This is a genomic window from Leptolyngbya sp. NIES-2104, assembly GCF_001485215.1.
GTDB lineage: Bacteria > Cyanobacteriota > Cyanobacteriia > Leptolyngbyales > Leptolyngbyaceae > Leptolyngbya.
Map to the genome: position 1 here is coordinate 3,610,775 of NZ_BBWW01000001.1, position 17,322 is coordinate 3,628,096.

Below are 17,322 nucleotides of genomic sequence, written 5' to 3' on the forward strand. Positions count from 1 at the left end.
GGAATTCGCGCAATGTCGTTATGAATTGCGATCTTCTCGGTGCCGAAACCTGGTAGATTTGGCAAAGTATCCGCAGAAAAGATTGAGCAAGCATGAAAGTCCTAGTTATTGGTGGTGATGGCTATTGTGGTTGGGCAACCGCGCTCTACTTGTCCAATCGGGGTCATGAGGTTGGTATTTTAGATAGCTTGGTGCGGCGGCATTGGGACAATGAATTGTGTATTGATACACTGACCCCGATCGCGCCGATTAAACAACGGCTGCAACGCTGGAAAGACCTTACAGGCAAACAGATCGATCTTTTTATTGGCGATATTACGAACTACGAATTTCTCAACAAATCAATGGAGCAGTTTCAACCGGATGCGATCGTGCATTTCGGTGAACAGCGATCGGCTCCATTTTCAATGATCGATCGTGAACATGCGGTGCTCACTCAGGTCAATAACGTCGTCGGAACGCTCAATCTGCTCTACATCATGAAAGAGAAGTTCCCCGATTGTCATTTGGTCAAGCTCGGTACGATGGGCGAATATGGGACACCGAACATCGATATCGAAGAAGGTTACATTACGATCGAACATAACGGACGCAAAGATACACTCCCATATCCGAAACAACCGGGTAGTATGTATCACCTGAGCAAAGTGCATGACTCGCACAATATTCACTTTGCCTGTCGCATCTGGGGCTTACGGGCAACCGATTTGAACCAAGGCATCGTTTACGGGGTTCTGACCGAAGAAACCGGAATGGACGAAATGCTGATTAATCGTCTCGATTACGATGGTGTGTTCGGAACAGCGCTGAATCGATTCTGCATTCAAGCTGCGATCGGACATCCGCTAACAGTTTATGGAAAAGGTGGACAAACTCGCGGATTTTTGGACATTCGGGATACGGTTCGCTGTGTGGAATTGGCGCTTGAAACTCCGGCTAATCCGGGTGAATTCCGCGTGTTCAACCAGTTTACTGAACTATTCGGAGTGGGCGAAATCGCGAACTTGGTGCAGAAGGCTGGAAGCGCCATGGGCTTAAAAGTTGAAGTGCAGAGCTTTGACAATCCGCGCATCGAGAAAGAAGAACATTACTTCAATGCGAAGAACACCAATCTATTAGATTTGGGACTGCAACCGCACTATCTATCAGATTCGTTGTTGGATTCGTTGTTGAACTTTGCAATTAAGTACAAAGGTCGCGTAGACAATGATGAGATTCTGCCGAAAGTGACCTGGAAACGGTAACTCAATTTGGAAAGCGATGGTTTTCGGATCATCGCTTTTTTTGCGATCGACCCCTGCACAGACATTTATGCGAATTGCTTTATTTACAGAAACGTTTCTGCCAAAAGTTGATGGTATTGTGACTCGGTTAAAACATACGGTTGATCATCTCCAGAGACAGGGCAATGATGTTCTGATCTTTTCACCGGATGGCGGTTTGACTGAGTACAAAGGTGCAAAAATTTACGGCGTTTCAGGGTTTCCGCTGCCGTTGTATCCAGAATTGAAGTTAGCATTACCGCGACCTGCGATCGGGGATGAAATTTCTCGTTTCAAACCGGATCTGATTCATATTGTGAATCCTGCTGTTTTAGGATTAGCAGGACTGTTTTACAGCAAGCTCTACAGCATTCCGTTAGTCGCTTCTTATCACACACATTTACCCGAATATCTTCAACACTATGGGTTAGGGGCTTTGGAAGGGTTGCTCTGGGAATTGCTCAAAGCGGGACACAATCAAGCTGTGATTAATCTTTGCACGTCAACCGCAATGATGCAGGCGTTGAGCGAACATGGAATCGAACGGGTGAATCTTTGGCAGCGGGGCGTGGATACGGAAACGTTTCAGCCGCATTTAGCCAGTTTGGAAATGCGATCGCGCCTTTCTCAAGGTCATCCCGAAGATCCGCTCTTGCTCTATGTCGGTCGATTGTCGGCGGAAAAAGAAGTCGATCAAATTAAACCTGTGCTCGAATCGATTCCGAATGCTCGATTGGCATTGGTGGGAGATGGTCCCAATCGCCAAACGTTAGAAAAGCATTTTGCGGGAACGAATACGAACTTTGTCGGTTACTTGGGGGGTCAAGAATTAGCTTCTGCGTTTGCGTCTGCCGATGCGTTTGTGTTTCCGTCTCGGACTGAGACATTAGGGCTAGTTTTGCTTGAAGCAATGGCGGCAGGATGTCCGGTAGTGGCGGCGCGATCAGGTGGCATTCCCGATATTGTCGAAGATGGGGTGAATGGGTATTTATTTGATCCAACTGATGAAAAGGGCGCGATCGCGGCAACGCAATTATTGTTATCTCGCCCTGAAGAACGTGAACAACTCCGACAAAATGCCCGAACCGAAGCGGAGCGCTGGAGTTGGTCAGCCGCTACTAAACAATTGGAGAACTATTACGAAAACGTTTTAGAAAAATCGAAGATGACTTGTGCTCGATGATTAGAATAGAACAGGTCAAAAATCGGTAAATTACTGTGCCTCCAGAGTTAGAGACAATTGAAGCGACGTGGAAACAAGGCGAACTGCTTGAAGTGACGATCGTGGATTTAAGCGATCGCGGCGATGGTGTGGGACGTGCCGGATCGCGTGTGGTGTTTGTGCCGGATACCGTGACAGGCGATCGTGCGATCGTCCGTTTGATGCACGTGAAGCCGAATTTCGCTCATGCAAAGATCCATGAACTCCTTGAAGCTTCTCCGTATGGGGTTCGTCCTAGTTGTATCGTGGCGGATAAGTGTGGCGGGTGTCAGTGGCAGCACGTCGATTATGAATATCAGCTTGAGGCGAAACGCAATCAGGTTGTGCAAGCGTTGGCGCGAATCGGAGGATTTGATCAAGCAGTGGTTGATCCGGTTTTCAATGTTAGTGAACCGCTACACTACCGCAATAAAGCGACTTATCCGCTGGGAGTCTCGCAACATCGACAAGTACAGGCAGGATACTATCAGAAAGGCACTCATCAGATTGTGAACCTTAATCAGTGTCCGATTCAGGATGAGCGCTTAAATCCATTTTTAGCTGAGATTAAACAAGACATTCAGCGGCAAGGATGGCGGGTTTACGATGAGAAATATCATCGGGGACAATTGCGACATTTGTCTTTGAGAATTGGACAGCGAACCGGTGAAGTTTTACTCACCTTGATCACGACTGATCCAGAGTTGCCGAACTTAGAATCTCAAGCGCAGGAATGGTTAGAGCGTTATCCGAATTTAGTGGGCGTGTCGATCAATCTGCAACGCGATCGCACAAACACAATCTTTGGTACAGAAACATACTGCATTGCAGGTCAGCCCTTCTTGAGCGAACAGTTTGCAGGGTTAACTTTTCACATTCGAGCCGATACCTTCTTCCAAGTGCATACCGAACAAGCAGAAGCGCTGTTATTCGCGATTGTGGAACAATTGAAATTACAAGGGAATGAAACCTTTGTTGATGCTTATTGTGGGATTGGCACGATGACATTACCGATCGCGCAACGAGTCAAAACTGCGATCGGAATCGAAATTCAACCCGAAGCGATCGAGCAGGCACAACAAAATGCAACTCTAAACGGCATCGAAAATGTCAGTTTTGAAGTGGGATCTGTGGAAAAAGTACTGCAATCTCTTTCTGTTGAACCGGATTTAGTCATGCTTGATCCGCCCCGTAAAGGATGTGATGGCATTGTTTTAGAAACGCTCCGACAACAGAAACCTAAACAGATTGTTTACGTCAGTTGTAACCCTGCAACACTTGCGAGAGACTTAAAACTGTTGTGCGCGGATAATGCGTATCAACTCACACGAGTACAACCTGCGGACTTTTTCCCGCAAACGGCTCATGTCGAATGTGCAGCATTTCTGAAACGGGTGGAGGAGTAAATGCGGTTTCAGGATTTGGTTGAAAAACTGGGCATATCAGTCACCAGTAGCAGTGACACACCGGAATTAGAAATTACTGGCGTGAGCGCGATCGCAGATGCCACTCCAAATACGCTAACGTATGCAGAAAGCACGAAATACATTGAGCAATTGAAAGCAACACAGGCGAGCGCAGTGATTCTGCCTGCGAATGAAACATTGCAAGGAATTGCAATCGATCGCGGTTTAGCGTGGATTGTGGTTTCTCAGCCGCGATTGGTGTTTGCAAGTGCGATCGCGCTTTTTTACCAACCCTACAAGCCTGCGCCTCGAATTCATCCCACTGCTGTTATCGATCCATCTGCTCAGATTGGCGAATCAGTTTCGATTGGTGCTCATGTTGTCATTGAATCGGGTGTTAAAGTTGGCAATCACGTTTGTATTCATCCGAATGTTGTTGTTTATCCGGATGTAGTGATTGGCGATCGTACAGTCCTTCATGCAAACTGCACCATTCAAGAACGGAGTCAAATCGGTGCGGATTGTGTGATCCATTCCGGTGCAGTGATTGGATCAGAGGGATTCGGGTTTGTGCCGACTCGTGAAGGCTGGCTGAAAATGGAACAAGCGGGCTACACCGTGTTAGAAGATGGGGTCGAAATTGGCTGCAATTCAGCAGTCGATCGTCCTGCCGTTGGAGAAACTCGCATCGGACGCAATACTAAGCTCGACAACTTCGTGCAGATTGGACACGGCGTGAAAGTTGGGGAAGCTTGCGCGTTTGCGGCTCAGGTTGGAATTGCAGGCGGATCGACGATCGGGAATCGGGTGATTTTAGCGGGGCAGGTTGGAGTCGGAAACGAGGCGAAAATGGGAGATGGCTCGATCGCTTCTGCTAGAACGGGCGTTCATAGCGATGTGAAATCTGGTGTCACGGTGTCCGGCTATCCTGCGGTTGAACATCGAACATTTCTGAGAGCTTGGGCGCTCTACACTCGATTACCTGAGATGTATCAAGCGATTAAGCAGATTCAGAAGCGATTAGATGAATCTTGACCGGACAGATGGGTTTTAACTGAATTGCCTGTCAGGAGCGGCGCAGTTCTTGAAGACTCTGGCGAATCAGGGGAATCGTTGAAACTAAAATCAGAACCGCGATCGCTAAACTAATCGCACCATCCGCCCACATCCAATGAAAGACTGCAACCGCGATCGCGGCAAAAATCACGCCAATTGCTCCCAACGCATCAGCAACGACATGCAGAAATGCCGCTCGTAAGTTCAAATCGTGGTCGCTGCCTTGGTGCAGAATCGTGATGTTGATGCCGTTGACAATCAGACCAACGATCGCGGTAATCAACATCGGTAAGCTGGAAATTTCAGGGCTTGCAGTTTGGAACCGCTCGATCGCTTCCCAAATAATCCACAGCGAGACGAGAACGAGTCCAAATCCATTCAATAGTGCTGCCCAGGTTTCCGGCGATCGACTGGGTTTAACGGAAACCGTATTTTCGCCAATCCAACCCCACTGCATCGGAGATTGGGCGATTCGGGTCGCGAGTAGTGCTAACACCAATGCAAAACAATCGGAAACGAGATGTCCTGCCTCTGCAACCAGTGCCAGACTGTGACTCGATACGCCGATCGCACCTTCTACACCTGCAAAAATCCCTACCACAATTAGCGCCGATAAAAGCTGACGCTGTTTAGTTCGGGGATCGTGGACGGGACAGGAACAGTTCACAGAATGAGGAGCGATCATCGGCATTTCACGTACACAGTGGGATCAATGACTCTGACCAGTGTAGATGAGTTTCCGATGAACGCCCTAAAAATCTACCACTTCTTATAAGGCAGGAATTTACCATTCATCGTGACTTTGACGCGATCGCCTTTCGGGTCTTCGATCTTTTCGATGTCGAGGGTGAAATCGATCGCGCTCATGATGCCATCGCCGAATTTTTCTTGGATGACATCTTTCATCGGCATTCCATAGACCTGCATGATTTCGTAGAATCGATAAATCAGCGGGTCAGTTGGGACAATGGGACCTAATCCTTTGACCGGGCACTGAGTCAATTCAGCAGCCAGATCTTCACTCAATCCCAGCGCATTTAATAATTTTGAGGCTTCGTCTTCAGTGGCAGTGGATTGACGATAAAACAATGAAGCGATCCAAACTTCATCGCGCCCTAGTACCGCTTCGAGGTCGGTGAAAGTCAGCCCTTTCGCTTTCTTTGCGGCTAGGAGTTTCTGTGTAATTTCTGGAATGGTCATTGTGTCTATCAAATTCGGGTCGGTTTTAGTTTTATGCGAATTCGATGACTTGAGATTGTTTCGATCGATACAAATTAGAGGAACGATTTCTCGCTCCTCTGAATCAATCAAGATTCGGATGTTGCTTCGTCTTTTGGAACTTCTGCTTTGGCTTGGGCGCGTTCTTCGCGTTTCTTGCGATCGGCTGCCAGCGCATCCGCCATCACAGCCTGGACTTGCGTCATTTTCTCTAGATTGCTGCGGTACAGTTCTAGGTCTTTCTGCGCTTTATCTTCAGAGATGTTCAACGCCTGGCAAGCTTGCTTCAGGGCTTCGGTCAGTTTAGCGGCATCTTTGACCGTCTCTGGGCTAGAGGTTTCGATCACGGTGTAAAGACCGACAGCAAAGAGGCGACTGTATTTGAATTTGGGATTGGATGCGATCGCGCTGAGCGTGTCGCGAAATTCTCCAGATTTTTCAGGAATCAAGACAGAATCCCAAGCGTTCTGAGATGCCGCAGAAACCAGACGCTGAGCATCTCCGCGATATTGCTGCGGGTCAGATTCGATCGATCGACACAGCGCATTGAAAATCGAGTCTTTATCCGCTTCAGGGCGATATCCCTGCATGAAGCGATCGAACGTCGTCACCACACCCAGTGCATAGAAGGGGTCGTAGCGGAAGTCCGTGTTGACGGCAAGCAAGTGCATTTCGACCATTAATTCCTCGACCACACGACGGTAAATCGAGTTCACCGGACGGGTGTGGAGGCTGTAAAACGATCGCTTGGTATCAGAAACGGTACGGACACTATTCACGGGATTTTTCGGTGATCTACGTTGAACCATTGTAAAGGGTAATGGGGGATCGATATTCTTTTTGCCAGGATTCGTCTGCGATCGGGAACTCGAATCTGTCAAAATCGTTCATGCCCCTCGTTCTTTCGCCTCAGAGATTCTATGAAAACGGTTGCGATGATCGCTTTTTCGGTTGTGGTTCTGGGTCAAGGAGTGGCTGTTGCTGCTCTTCCCGATGTGGAAACCTATAATTTTGTAATTAGAAAATACGATCTACTGATGCGTCAGAGTCGAGATGGTTGTGCGTTCTACGCTGATCCAGAATTCATCGTGGGACGCAGCGAGAAGCCGAATGGGACTGATAAGAACGTTCGGCAGTTGATTGTGCTACAAACAGCGGATAAAAATAGTGGATCGGGCTGTAGTGGCGTGTTTCAGTTCCTCTATGCGGATGTGAATTGCAGAACAAATCAGATTATCTATACGGATGGAATTGGTTCTCCGGCAGCTTGGAAAACGACTCGCTATTCTGATCCAGCCATGTCGAAAAAGATTTGTGCGCTGCCGACAGTTGAGTTTGCCACCCCTACTCAGAATCTGCCGCCTGCAAAGTAGTTTTCGAGACGAGTCGGGTGATTTTACGATCTGCTTCTGAGAGTTCCTCACCCGAATTCAGTTGAGTGGCATTGTTTTGTAAAACGGTTGCCGCTGTTCGATCGCCCATTTGTAGTGCCGTTTTTGCTGCTGTTTGTAGCATTGTGACGGCTCCGTGTCGATCGCCTTGTTTTAATCTCGTTTCAGCGATTTGAGTTTGACGATATTTCGCGAGTGCCAGAATGCTTTGCTGAACGTTGGCATCGATCGCGGGTTGATATTGCGCCTGAGAAGCAATTTCGATCGGGAATGTTTCAGACACTAACTCGGATTGTCCGATCGCTGGGTCGTCGTATTTGATTTGAATTTCAGCGATCGTATTTTTTCCTTCTGGCAATTGATTCATATAAAGATTCGCCAAAATTACACGCGGAGAATCGATCATCAAATCGCCTAATCGAACGATCGCTAAATCGCCTTCTTGCTGTACGAGAAGTTCGATCGTTTCCGGAGCCACTTGCGCGATCGGTTTCAATTCCGCTAGTCGAGTTCCGGGAGCGAGAGCCAATCTTAAAAAAGCATTCGTCAGACCGATCGACTGAACGCGATCGAATAATCGCCCAAATTCCTTGATCGCTTGTTCCGGTTCTTGAATGTACGAGAGCGCACCACAGCCTGCGTCAGCAATTTTTTCTAAAATATCTTGATTCCAATGATCGCCAAATCCGAGCGAATTAATGGATAAACCGTAGCCAGTCGCGACTTGAGCAAGTTTGACAGCGCGATCGTTATCTCCATGTTCGTTCTCACCATCAGTTAGCACAAACATTTGAGAAACGGTTTCTTTCTTGCCTTTAGCAGTTTCTTCGATTCCGAGTCGGATACCTTCATCGATCGCGGTTCCGCCTGCTGCTTCGAGTCGCTCTAAGGCAGATTTCAAACGATTTGGATCATCGACGATTTGATTTGGTAGAAGAACTTTCGCTTTGTGATTGAACGTCACGATCGACAATCGATCTCCGGGAGAGAGTCGATCGATTAATCTTGCTGCGGCTTGTTTGACGGTAGAGAGCGATCGACCTTCCATCGAGCCGCTTTGGTCGAGAACCAGGCAAAGATTGAGGGGAATATCGCGGCGAGTGGAATCGGGGAGGGCTTCGATCGCGATCGAAATCTGACGCTGACTGCTTAACTGCATTGCGTCTAGATGAACATCACTCAGCGCACATTTCAAACCGACTTGCATAAGAAAGCTCCGTCTGTCGAGAACTCAAACATGCCAACAACTACAGCTTATCTCGATCGCCCTCCGCATTCGGATAACCGAATCTTTAGAGGGTGTTTGAAAAGTACATAAAGTTTATTCGCTTCGATTGCATCTCGCCCTGAAATGAATTTCGGGCTAACCGACGAAAGTCTACTGAAGTAGACTGGGAGCCAGTTTCAGTCTCTTAGTCCTTTTCAAAGGACTTGCGCCGATTAGCCCGAAATTCCATTTCAGGGCGGGATGTGGCAACGAACGACAACTTTTCAAACATCCTCTTAGATCAATGCGATCGAGCGTATCTCAAGACTTCCTAGCAGTCTTGAAAATTTGCATTTTAGGCAAAATTGGCTTTTCTTCTTGATCCAAACTTCAGCCTAGCTAACGTTCTCAGGCAATTTTATGGTCACGTTGAACTGACCGGATAGAAATCGCACAGTTTCGATAAAGACCTCTGCCTGATCTGTCTGCTGGATTACAGGAAGGGCAGTTCCCACGAGCGCGAGAAAATATGCTCTAATCCGTTGCGGTTTGCGGCGATAAGCAACTTTGACTTCGTTCTGTAAATCTTCAAGATAAACCGAGGCAACTTCAGCCCGATCGCTGGGTAACTGTTCGACGATCGGCGCAATGCGATCGAGCGCTTCAATAATTAGCCCCATCTCATCAACGGGAGCGACAACCACTGGGGAAGGTATTTTTACGATCGTTGCTTTTCCCTTGTCTGTCAAATACGCCCGAACCACTTGAAATTCGCGGGTGGCATTGTCGTAGACTTTGGCAACTTTGAGATAGCCATCTTCGGACAGCGTATCGAGATAGTAGCGAATCATCTGCATCGAAGAGCCGATCGCGCTGGCAATACCCTCTCCTGTTGTATTTCCGGCATCAATGATTTCTAAAATGCGCTGTTGTTTTTCGTTCAATAGCATGGAGAGTCGCTCTATCCCTGGCAGGATGTTTACTCTAGCAAATTCGTCTGATCTTTAGCTAGTGCCAGAAAGCATTCTGAGCGATGTCTGTACAGTCTGTTAAAATTTGTAATAATTTCGTAATACTACTAAGAGATTTCTCATGGATTTATCCCAAATGGAACCTGCATTCGCGCTAAATATTTCGATTTGCGCGGCGATCGTTGGACTCACCGGATTCGCGATTTACACCGCGTTTGGTCCTCCTTCTGCCAATTTGGAAGACCCGTTTGAAGACCATGAAGACTAAAAATCAGAGGGTGTCAGGTGATGCCCTCTTTCTAATTTTGCCTCTTCTTAATTCTATAAGTCCGAATTTCCCAAGGTCGGATTTCGGCGCGAGCTTGGATAGGACGTTCGAGTAAATCAACCGATTCAATGATCTCGAAGTCGCCTTTTAGGTTGAGTTCTGCGGGTTCGCCGTGGCATTCGTAACAGCGCAAAATGTATTCGTTGGGGTTGTCTTCGGACTGCTTCAAGCTTGTGAGGATGAGATTGTCGGCTTGGAGGTCGAGGGAGGAATGAACGGGCGGGAGAGTGCCGTTTTCGGGGAGTTGGTCGAGTGTGAAGACTTCCAAGGGCTGTAGAAGTTCAAACGCTCTCCGGGTGGTTTGAGCAGTTTTCCAGGTTCCAGCATGAGGATACAGCGCGTACGTAAATTCATGAGAACCTAAATCGGCTTCAGAATCCGGAAATTCTGAGCCGCGCAGTAAGGTAAGCCGAATTTGGTCTGATTGGCAATCGAAACCATGTTTGCAATCACTTAAAAGACTAACGCCATATTTGCCATCATTTAGATCCGTCCATCCAAGTGCGGAAACTTCCCATTTAGCTTTTTCGGCTTCGGTTTCGGGGCGAGTCGTTCGCTTGATCGCGCCACCTGCCATTTCATAAGTCGCGAAATTGGCTTTTAGGTTAAGCGGAAATGCAGCTTTTACTAAAACGTGTCGCTCTTTCCAATTGACTGATGTATAAATCTTCAAGACGGGTGAATCAGGCTCCAAGTAATACCAATGCCGAAAGATAGATTCTCCGATCGCTCGTTTAACTTCAATTCCAGGAATCAGAGATATCCATTTTCGATATTTAATCTCTAGCAATCTAGGACGATCGAGAGGGTGAGCCGCGTAGTTCGGATCAATATTCCATGCGTCCCAGTATTGCCCACTATCTTGAAAAGCCTGAAGATCATTTCCAAGCCCGTTTAGGATTTCGCGATCGTTCACTTTATCAACGACACTAGACAAGCTACCTGTTTCAGGATCAACGATCGCTTTGATGAACTCATTCTCTAAGACGAAATCATCGGAAAATACATTCGCATCAAGTAACAGAGGCTCGCCGGGATAAAGCCAAAAGCATCGGTAGCCAATCGAGGGAATTGTCTCTGCCCAGAATGAGTAACAATAAATGCGAAACTCACCTGTGTTAATCCAAGATTTCTCGATTTGAACTTGAATATCTTCACCGTCCAAACTGCAAATCTTCCAGCTTCGTTCATCTGAAATAGACCTTACTAAATCTGCCGTAACAATTCCAGATCTTTCCCAGCTTGATGGATTAAAAACTACAACAAGCACCGCTTCTAGATGGGGCGGAATAGGGAGCTTTATTTGCATTCCAATATTCGACTTGCCGTAAACTTTATCGAGAATATCTCCAAACTCAAACTGCTTAACAAGTGCAGTATTGTAAACTTCACGAATCGATGAGCCTGGCAAAATATCATGGAACTGATTAAATAGAACAATTTTCCAAGCTTCTTCTAGATCTGTCTTCAAGTAGGTTGAGTTTGTCAAGCTCGAAGACAAAGAAGCATCCATTTCGACAAGGTGCAGCCGAGCTTCTGCTTCCCGATTAAACCTTTTTTGGTCGCCATGTGTCGTATAGCAACCGCGATGAAACTCTAAATAAAGCTCATCATTCCAAGTTTCTTTTGGAGCTTCTAAGCTTTCTAAATAGTCCAATGCAGTGGTAAATTCTAATCTTGGAAAAAAGGGCGATCGCTTCCATCGTTCCGCAATTTCCAACATATCCCGCGTCGGACCTCCCCCATGATCGCCCACGCCAAATAGCCACAGTGCATGAGGTTTCCCGGTTTTATTCACCCAGTCCCAAGCGAATTTCGCCATTTTGATCGGCTCGATCGCTTCCCCGATCGGCGATGACATCAAACTTTTAACCTGACTACCATCGGGTGCTTGCCAGTTAAACCATTCATACGGAAACTGTGTCGTATCGTTCCAGCGAAGTTTCTGAGTGACGAAGTAATCAATGCCTGCAAGTTTGAGAAATTGCGGAGTTTGCCAATTGAAACCGAAAGTATCGGGAAGCCATGCAACGCGGCAGATTTCACCAAACTTTTCTTGACAGTAGCGTTGCCCGTATAAGAGATGACGTGCGATCGATTCTGCATTGATCAAATTCATCTCTGGTTCTACCCACATTCCGCCCACAACTTCCCATTTCCCAGCTTTCACTTGTGACTGAATTTGAGCAAAAATCTCCGGTCGATTTTGTTCAATCCATTCGTATAAAGCGGGTGTGGTATGACAAAACGTAAGCTCAGGATAATCTTTCTGTAGGTTTAGAACTGAAATGAATGTGCGTTCTGCGGCTCTCCAAGTTTCTTCAACATCCCAGAGCCAAGCCATATCTAAGTGGGCATGACCGAGTAAGAAAATTGTGTGTTGTTTGATTCTTGAACTAATCGGTAGAAGGGCAGTTCTTAGGGATTCTAGGGATTGATGGAATTGATTGCGATCGTGAATTTTCCAGTCAAATTTGATCTCTGATATTGAAGATTTCTCGCTTCGTTTCGGTAACGCCCCGGAATGGAATTCGGGGCTGTCGGTGCGAAGTCCGTTAGAAACGGACTGAAGATCTGGTTCTGCGTCTTCAGTCCCCTTCAGTGGACTTCGTTCTGTTAGCCCCGAATTCCATTCCGGGGCGGGTGAACGCAATGAACGCGAATCTTCAAACACTTCCGCATCATTTTCTAATTCGGATGAGCACGAATTTCTAAATACTCCCTGAATATTCTCTAATCCAAACGCATCAATATAACTCTGAATAACTTCTAATTCATCCGCAACAAATCCCGGATCACTCTCATCGTAATTCGATTCATAAATAAGGCGCGATCGCATTAATCCCCCAATGTCATGTCCCGGACTGATCAATCGAATCGCAACCGCAACTTTTTCACCCGGAACCACACTAGAACTTAAAACTACTCGACAAGAATGATCAAATAAATCGCCTTCTTGAACTTTCTCACCATTCACGTAAACTTCTGCAAATTCCGCCCACCAAGTTAACGCCAATCTCAGCGTCAATCCTGCTAACGGATACTCATTTAATGCTTCAGGCAAAACGAACTCTTGATAAAACCAGCGGACTTTTTGCCCTTTTTCCCACACCAGATAGCGCTTCTCGTTCAGTTCAATTTTTGTAAACGACTGTGACGGAACATCGGAAATCGCGCAATCTTCGCAGACTTGCCAATGCTCGATCGCGTCTTGTTGGACTAAGTTGCGTAAACGCTCGATAAATGATGCAGTAAGAACGTCTGTCATACCGATATGATGAGGGTGAGAAATGCGATGTCCCCCAGTCTATGACTTCTCGACGCTACCAGAGCCAATTTTTTAAGTTTGTCACACAGCAGACTCAGAAGCTTGCTGACAAAAGCGCGACTCTCCTCAGACACGCCAAAGTGACCGCCATTTGGACAACTCAGATTTTGCTGTACCCAGTCTATGCCGCGTTTCAGGGCACAAGAGCGATCGGGCAACAGATTGGACGCACTGTGGAAAAAGCCGTGTTGCGCCTGCGAATGAGTCGAGAAGAAATCGCCATTGACTCCAAAAACCTAAGCGATGCACCGATTCAGAATGTTTTGACAGCGGTGAAACGGGCACTGGTTAGCGGTGGCAAGTTGCCTATTCTGCGCGATCGTCATCCACTGGTGTTGATTGGACGATTCATTCTGCGGCGAGAAGAAAGCTCGATCACGTCAAATCCTTATCAAATTCAAGCGATCGCTTGTGCGATCGATACTCGAAAATTCGTTCTCATTCTCGAAGGCAATGTCATTTTCGACATTCTCACCCCCGAACAACAACAGCAAATCGAACATCGGATTCGGTTAGAACTAGCGCGATATTGGCAGTGGAAACGGAAGCTTTATCTCAAATCTGCACCGCTCGGATTGCCAGAAGATCGAGAAACGTTACTGCCGCCGATTCGTGTGTTTCGACAATTAATGGCTTGGGTGCAATCGAGTCCAGTCGCGATCGCGATCAATCTGTTCCAGGAAGCTGAAATCATCGCGCAACCCGGAGAACTTAACTGGTTCGTTCCTTCTGTTCCTCTCTCTGCTTGGAATCCAGGAACTTTAATTCCAAAAGCTCCAAATCCAAGAAATGTCACCTCTTGGTTTGCTCAATTACCGAACTTGGCAGATCTAGAAGCCTTAATCTGGGCAGCAATTCACTACTTTTTTGGGGAACGCACTCGATTCGCTCCGGCACATGGCGCACTATCAGGAACCGCAGAAGCTTCGACGAATTTGGGATTCCGGGATTTGTTTCGCGTTTCAGGGCGAGATTCAAGAGCAATCGCAACTCCAGAAACGATGATCTTAGAAGGAACGGCGAACGGATTTGGCGAAACGCGATCGTTCTCATTCGCTCCCTCGTTAACCCAGAAAATTCGCGAGTATTTGCGAAAACTGTCGGGTGTGATCGTGCATCAAAAGAAAGTTGTAGTGTGGGAAGAGACTTCGATCGTCATTTCTCAAACTGAGGAAATCGTGACTGAAACGCGATCGAACTTGATTAGCATTGAATCTGATCTCATCAGCACCGAATCGAATCCTACCGAAATTACCTCAACTCAAACACACACGCTCACCGTAGAAGCTCCAGAACGTTTTGATGTCGAAACGGCATTCGACTGGATCGAAACTCCAGCAACTCATGTCGAATACGTTCTCACCCCGTGGCAAAAATTCCTGCAATGGATCGATTCTGGCTTCGTCTGGGTCGAACACCGAATCATCTTTCTCTGGCGGTGGCTCACTCGCAGCCATTAAAAACGATCCCGCACTCCTGTAAGATAAAAGGACGATTCCCAAACCTCTTCCATCGCCATTGGAGTTATTGACATGATCACGCTCAAAATTGTTGTTTATATTACCGTCGCCTTCTTTGTGGGTTTATTCGTCTTCGGGTTCCTCTCAAACGACCCTGCACGGAACCCCAACCGCCGCGACTTAGAATAATCTTTCTCGCATTTGAGAACGAGAGGGCAGACGACCTGCCCTTTTTTTATAGGAAAAACCAACGGAATCAATTTTGCGATCGCGCTCGTCATCCGTTAAAGTGCCTATGCGGTTCACTATTTTTAGCCTGAAGACGAATTTATAAAATATGCCTTATCCGGTTCCCCCTCCTGAACCCCCTGCGATCGTCCAACCTGCTCCCATGACTTCAACGAAGGTCGAGCTTGCAAAACCAACTCCACCTGAAAAAATGCCAATGGAGCAGACTTCTAACCGAGCAGAAGACTTAACGGGAACCGAATCGATCGCGGCTTCAGAACCCAATTGGAGTTTTGCAGAAACTCCGATCGCTCAAACACCCCCTCCGCCCACAAATACCCCTTCTAGCCCGCTTCCAATTCCAACACCTGCCCCAACACCCCCTCCGAGCAATATTCCAACTCAGCAATTGAATGCTGAAGGGATTCTAGAACTCAAAGCCGATCGACAGGAATTCGATCAGTTTCGTCGAGTGTTTACGGCTGAGGGTCGGGTGACGCTGCGGTTTCGAGGGGCGTTACTAACAAGCGATCGCTTACAAGTGAATTTGATCAATCGGCTTGCCGTAGCAGATGGAAATGTCGCACTCACTAGAGGCGAACAAGTCTTGCGGGGAGCGCGATTTCGCTACAACTTAGTTCAAGAAGAAGGAACGATCGATCAAGCCAGCGGTGAAATCTTTATTCCGACCGCAGGAACGGATCTTAATCCAAATTTACCTACGAATATTACGGCGGGCGTGGTTCCGGTTGGATCAGTGGGCGATCGCGCTTTGGCAACTCAGAATAATATTTCTCAAGCAGGCTCCGTCCGAATTACCGTCGGTTCGCAGCGAAATCCTAGCGGCATTCCAGGATTACCTCAAGAAGGGGGAAGTGTCCGACGATTGCGATTTGAGGCGGCTCAGATTGCATTCTATCCAGAGGGGTTTCAGGCAAATAATATTCGGATTACAAATGATCCATTTTCGCCACCGGAATTAGAACTGAGAGCTGAACGCGCTGAACTCAGAAGAGTTGCACCTTTGCGCGATGAAATTCGCACAACTCGAAATCGCTTGGTGTTTGATCAGGGCTTTTCTTTGCCCTTACCAAGTCGAACGCTCGTGCTTGATCGAAATCAGCGATCGCCTGCTTTATTCAATTTCGGATTCGATGGCAACGATCGCGGCGGTGTCTTCATCGAGCGCGAGTTCAATGTCTTACCGCAATCGCCCATTCAATTTACGATTACACCTCAGTTCTTTGTTCAAAGAGCAATTCAAGACCGCAGTAATATCGCCGATCTGTTTGGTGTCCGAAGTCAGCTATCCGCACGATTAACTCCTCGAACATTGATTCGAGGGGATGGCGTTTTGACGAGCTTAGATTTTAGTCGAGTTGAAGAATCACTGCGGGGAAGCTTGCGGGCGCAGCAGTTGATCGGAACGCATACCCTGAGTTTAGAGGCGAGTTATCGCGATCGCTTATTCAATAATTCGCTCGGTTTCCAAGATGTCCAAAGTAGTATCGGTGCTGTGTTCTTCTCGCCTGTTGTGCCGATCGCAAACACCGGAATTAATCTAAGCTATCAAGTCGGCTATCAATACGTCACCGCAGACACCGATCGATTAGATTTGCTAGAACCTGTTCGATCGAACAATCGCATTAGTCTAGGACGCTTTCAAGCAAGTGCGGCTCTGAGTCGTGCTTTTCCCCTCTGGCAAGGTGAACCTCTACCCGCAACCCCAGAACAAGGCTTGAAATATTCTCCAACTCCGATTCGTCCCTTTCTAGCGCTGGCGGTCGGTGTCACAGGTGTAGGAACGTCTTACAGCAATGGCGACAATCAAAATAGTATTAGTGGTGCGGTTAGTTTGATCGGTCAGTTTGGGCGATTTTCTCGTCCGTTCTTGGATTACACCGCGTTCAACATCACGTATTCTCAAGCATTTCGATCGGGATTATCGCCGTTCTTGTTTGATCGATTAGCTGACGATCGCATTCTCTATGCTGGCATCACCCAACAGATTTACGGTCCATTTCGCGTCGGCTTTCAAACTGCTTTCAACGTGGGCAACGGTCGAGAGATCAGCACCGACTACTTTTTAGAATACAAACGTCGCACCTATGGAATTACTTTGAGATACAATCCGGTGCAAGAATTAGGATCAGTCGGATTTGAAATTAGTGATTTCAACTGGAATCGTGGCAGTCGAGAGCCATTTGCCGGAAGTGGTGTCATTCCAGTAGAAAGCGGCGTGATCCGATCGCCACAATAATTTGAA

The 17,322-nt window shown here is 47.2% G+C and carries 15 protein-coding genes; 9 read left to right on the top strand and 6 right to left on the bottom strand.

The window, feature by feature from the left end; translation table 11 throughout:
* Positions 1 to 92 precede the first annotated feature (92 nt).
* The 4 genes from NIES2104_RS17145 (at position 93) to lpxD (ending at position 4,904) form a co-directional block, all read left to right on the top strand.
* Entirely contained in the window at positions 93 to 1,244 is a 1,152-nt protein-coding gene (locus NIES2104_RS17145; RefSeq protein ID WP_058999500.1) for an NAD-dependent epimerase/dehydratase family protein, read from the top strand.
* Between the two features lie 67 nt (positions 1,245 to 1,311).
* Entirely contained in the window at positions 1,312 to 2,445 is a 1,134-nt protein-coding gene (locus NIES2104_RS17150; protein ID WP_059001837.1) for a glycosyltransferase family 1 protein, read from the top strand.
* 35 nt (positions 2,446 to 2,480) lie between these two features.
* Positions 2,481 to 3,869, top strand: a complete 1,389-nt coding sequence (gene rlmD / locus NIES2104_RS17155) for a 23S rRNA (uracil(1939)-C(5))-methyltransferase RlmD (protein WP_263970981.1) — start codon at positions 2,481 to 2,483, stop codon at positions 3,867 to 3,869.
* The gene (gene lpxD / locus NIES2104_RS17160) at positions 3,870 to 4,904 is read left to right on the top strand and encodes a UDP-3-O-(3-hydroxymyristoyl)glucosamine N-acyltransferase (RefSeq protein ID WP_058999502.1); all 1,035 of its coding nucleotides are present in this window, start codon (positions 3,870 to 3,872) and stop codon (positions 4,902 to 4,904) included.
* 31 nt (positions 4,905 to 4,935) lie between these two features.
* Here the strand turns inward: lpxD and NIES2104_RS17165 are convergent, their stop codons facing one another.
* From NIES2104_RS17165 to psb29, 3 genes are all read right to left on the bottom strand, one after another.
* The gene (locus tag NIES2104_RS17165) at positions 4,936 to 5,616 is read right to left on the bottom strand and encodes a cation diffusion facilitator family transporter (RefSeq protein ID WP_202815085.1); all 681 of its coding nucleotides are present in this window, start codon (positions 5,614 to 5,616) and stop codon (positions 4,936 to 4,938) included.
* A gap of 68 nt (positions 5,617 to 5,684) precedes the next feature.
* Complete coding sequence (gene cynS, locus NIES2104_RS17170) at positions 5,685 to 6,125, bottom strand: cyanase (protein ID WP_059001841.1); 441 nt, start codon at positions 6,123 to 6,125, stop codon at positions 5,685 to 5,687.
* 107 nt (positions 6,126 to 6,232) lie between these two features.
* Positions 6,233 to 6,952, bottom strand: a complete 720-nt coding sequence (psb29, locus tag NIES2104_RS17175; protein ID WP_263970982.1) for a photosystem II biogenesis protein Psp29 — start codon at positions 6,950 to 6,952, stop codon at positions 6,233 to 6,235.
* Positions 6,953 to 7,063: 111 nt separating this feature from the next.
* Between psb29 and NIES2104_RS17180 the strand changes: the two genes are divergently transcribed.
* Positions 7,064 to 7,516 (top strand): hypothetical protein, encoded by a 453-nt coding sequence (locus NIES2104_RS17180; RefSeq protein WP_058999503.1) that lies wholly within the window; start codon positions 7,064 to 7,066, stop codon positions 7,514 to 7,516.
* Here the strand turns inward: NIES2104_RS17180 and NIES2104_RS17185 are convergent.
* The gene (locus NIES2104_RS17185) at positions 7,488 to 8,741 is read right to left on the bottom strand and encodes a VWA domain-containing protein (RefSeq protein WP_058999504.1); all 1,254 of its coding nucleotides are present in this window, start codon (positions 8,739 to 8,741) and stop codon (positions 7,488 to 7,490) included. The genes NIES2104_RS17180 and NIES2104_RS17185 overlap by 29 nt on opposite strands.
* Positions 8,742 to 9,136: 395 nt before the next feature.
* On the bottom strand, positions 9,137 to 9,691 hold the full coding sequence (locus tag NIES2104_RS17190; RefSeq protein WP_058999505.1) for a hypothetical protein: 555 nt from the start codon (positions 9,689 to 9,691) through the stop codon (positions 9,137 to 9,139).
* A 157-nt stretch (positions 9,692 to 9,848) separates the two neighbouring features.
* Here NIES2104_RS17190 and psbN point away from each other — a divergent pair, with 157 nt between their 5' ends.
* The gene (gene psbN / locus NIES2104_RS17195; protein WP_059001845.1) at positions 9,849 to 9,980 is read left to right on the top strand and encodes a photosystem II reaction center protein PsbN; all 132 of its coding nucleotides are present in this window, start codon (positions 9,849 to 9,851) and stop codon (positions 9,978 to 9,980) included.
* A 31-nt stretch (positions 9,981 to 10,011) separates the two neighbouring features.
* On the opposite strand, the gene NIES2104_RS17200 is transcribed toward psbN, so the two are convergent.
* Positions 10,012 to 13,308: an alpha-mannosidase gene (locus NIES2104_RS17200; protein WP_058999506.1), complete on the bottom strand. Its 3,297-nt coding sequence runs from the start codon at positions 13,306 to 13,308 to the stop codon at positions 10,012 to 10,014.
* Positions 13,309 to 13,349: 41 nt separating this feature from the next.
* On the opposite strand from NIES2104_RS17200, the gene NIES2104_RS17205 reads away from it, so the two are divergent.
* The 3 genes from NIES2104_RS17205 (at position 13,350) to NIES2104_RS17210 (ending at position 17,316) form a co-directional block, all read left to right on the top strand.
* Positions 13,350 to 14,828, top strand: coding sequence for a hypothetical protein (locus NIES2104_RS17205; RefSeq protein ID WP_058999507.1), 1,479 nt, complete (start codon positions 13,350 to 13,352; stop codon positions 14,826 to 14,828).
* Positions 14,829 to 14,900: 72 nt separating this feature from the next.
* Positions 14,901 to 15,017, top strand: coding sequence for a photosystem II reaction center protein I (locus NIES2104_RS30900; protein ID WP_071837045.1), 117 nt, complete (start codon positions 14,901 to 14,903; stop codon positions 15,015 to 15,017).
* Between the two features lie 148 nt (positions 15,018 to 15,165).
* Positions 15,166 to 17,316, top strand: a complete 2,151-nt coding sequence (locus NIES2104_RS17210; RefSeq protein WP_058999508.1) for a DUF3769 domain-containing protein — start codon at positions 15,166 to 15,168, stop codon at positions 17,314 to 17,316.
* Positions 17,317 to 17,322 lie beyond the last annotated feature (6 nt).

Bases quoted from the DNA above. Each gene is read 5' to 3' on its own strand.
- NIES2104_RS17200 (WP_058999506.1), bottom strand. From the start codon at position 13,308: ATGACAGACGTTCTTACTGCATCATTTATCGAGCGTTTACGCAACTTA.
- NIES2104_RS17210 (WP_058999508.1), top strand. From the start codon at position 15,166: ATGCCTTATCCGGTTCCCCCTCCTGAACCCCCTGCGATCGTCCAACCT.
- NIES2104_RS17145 (WP_058999500.1), top strand. From the start codon at position 93: ATGAAAGTCCTAGTTATTGGTGGTGATGGCTATTGTGGTTGGGCAACC.
- psbN (WP_059001845.1), top strand. From the start codon at position 9,849: ATGGAACCTGCATTCGCGCTAAATATTTCGATTTGCGCGGCGATCGTT.
- psb29 (WP_263970982.1), bottom strand. From the start codon at position 6,952: ATGGTTCAACGTAGATCACCGAAAAATCCCGTGAATAGTGTCCGTACC.
- lpxD (WP_058999502.1), top strand. From the start codon at position 3,870: ATGCGGTTTCAGGATTTGGTTGAAAAACTGGGCATATCAGTCACCAGT.
- NIES2104_RS17205 (WP_058999507.1), top strand. From the start codon at position 13,350: ATGACTTCTCGACGCTACCAGAGCCAATTTTTTAAGTTTGTCACACAG.
- cynS (WP_059001841.1), bottom strand. From the start codon at position 6,125: ATGACCATTCCAGAAATTACACAGAAACTCCTAGCCGCAAAGAAAGCG.
- NIES2104_RS17185 (WP_058999504.1), bottom strand. From the start codon at position 8,741: ATGCAAGTCGGTTTGAAATGTGCGCTGAGTGATGTTCATCTAGACGCA.
- NIES2104_RS30900 (WP_071837045.1), top strand. From the start codon at position 14,901: ATGATCACGCTCAAAATTGTTGTTTATATTACCGTCGCCTTCTTTGTG.
- NIES2104_RS17165 (WP_202815085.1), bottom strand. From the start codon at position 5,616: ATGCCGATGATCGCTCCTCATTCTGTGAACTGTTCCTGTCCCGTCCAC.
- NIES2104_RS17190 (WP_058999505.1), bottom strand. From the start codon at position 9,691: ATGCTATTGAACGAAAAACAACAGCGCATTTTAGAAATCATTGATGCC.
- NIES2104_RS17180 (WP_058999503.1), top strand. From the start codon at position 7,064: ATGAAAACGGTTGCGATGATCGCTTTTTCGGTTGTGGTTCTGGGTCAA.
- NIES2104_RS17150 (WP_059001837.1), top strand. From the start codon at position 1,312: ATGCGAATTGCTTTATTTACAGAAACGTTTCTGCCAAAAGTTGATGGT.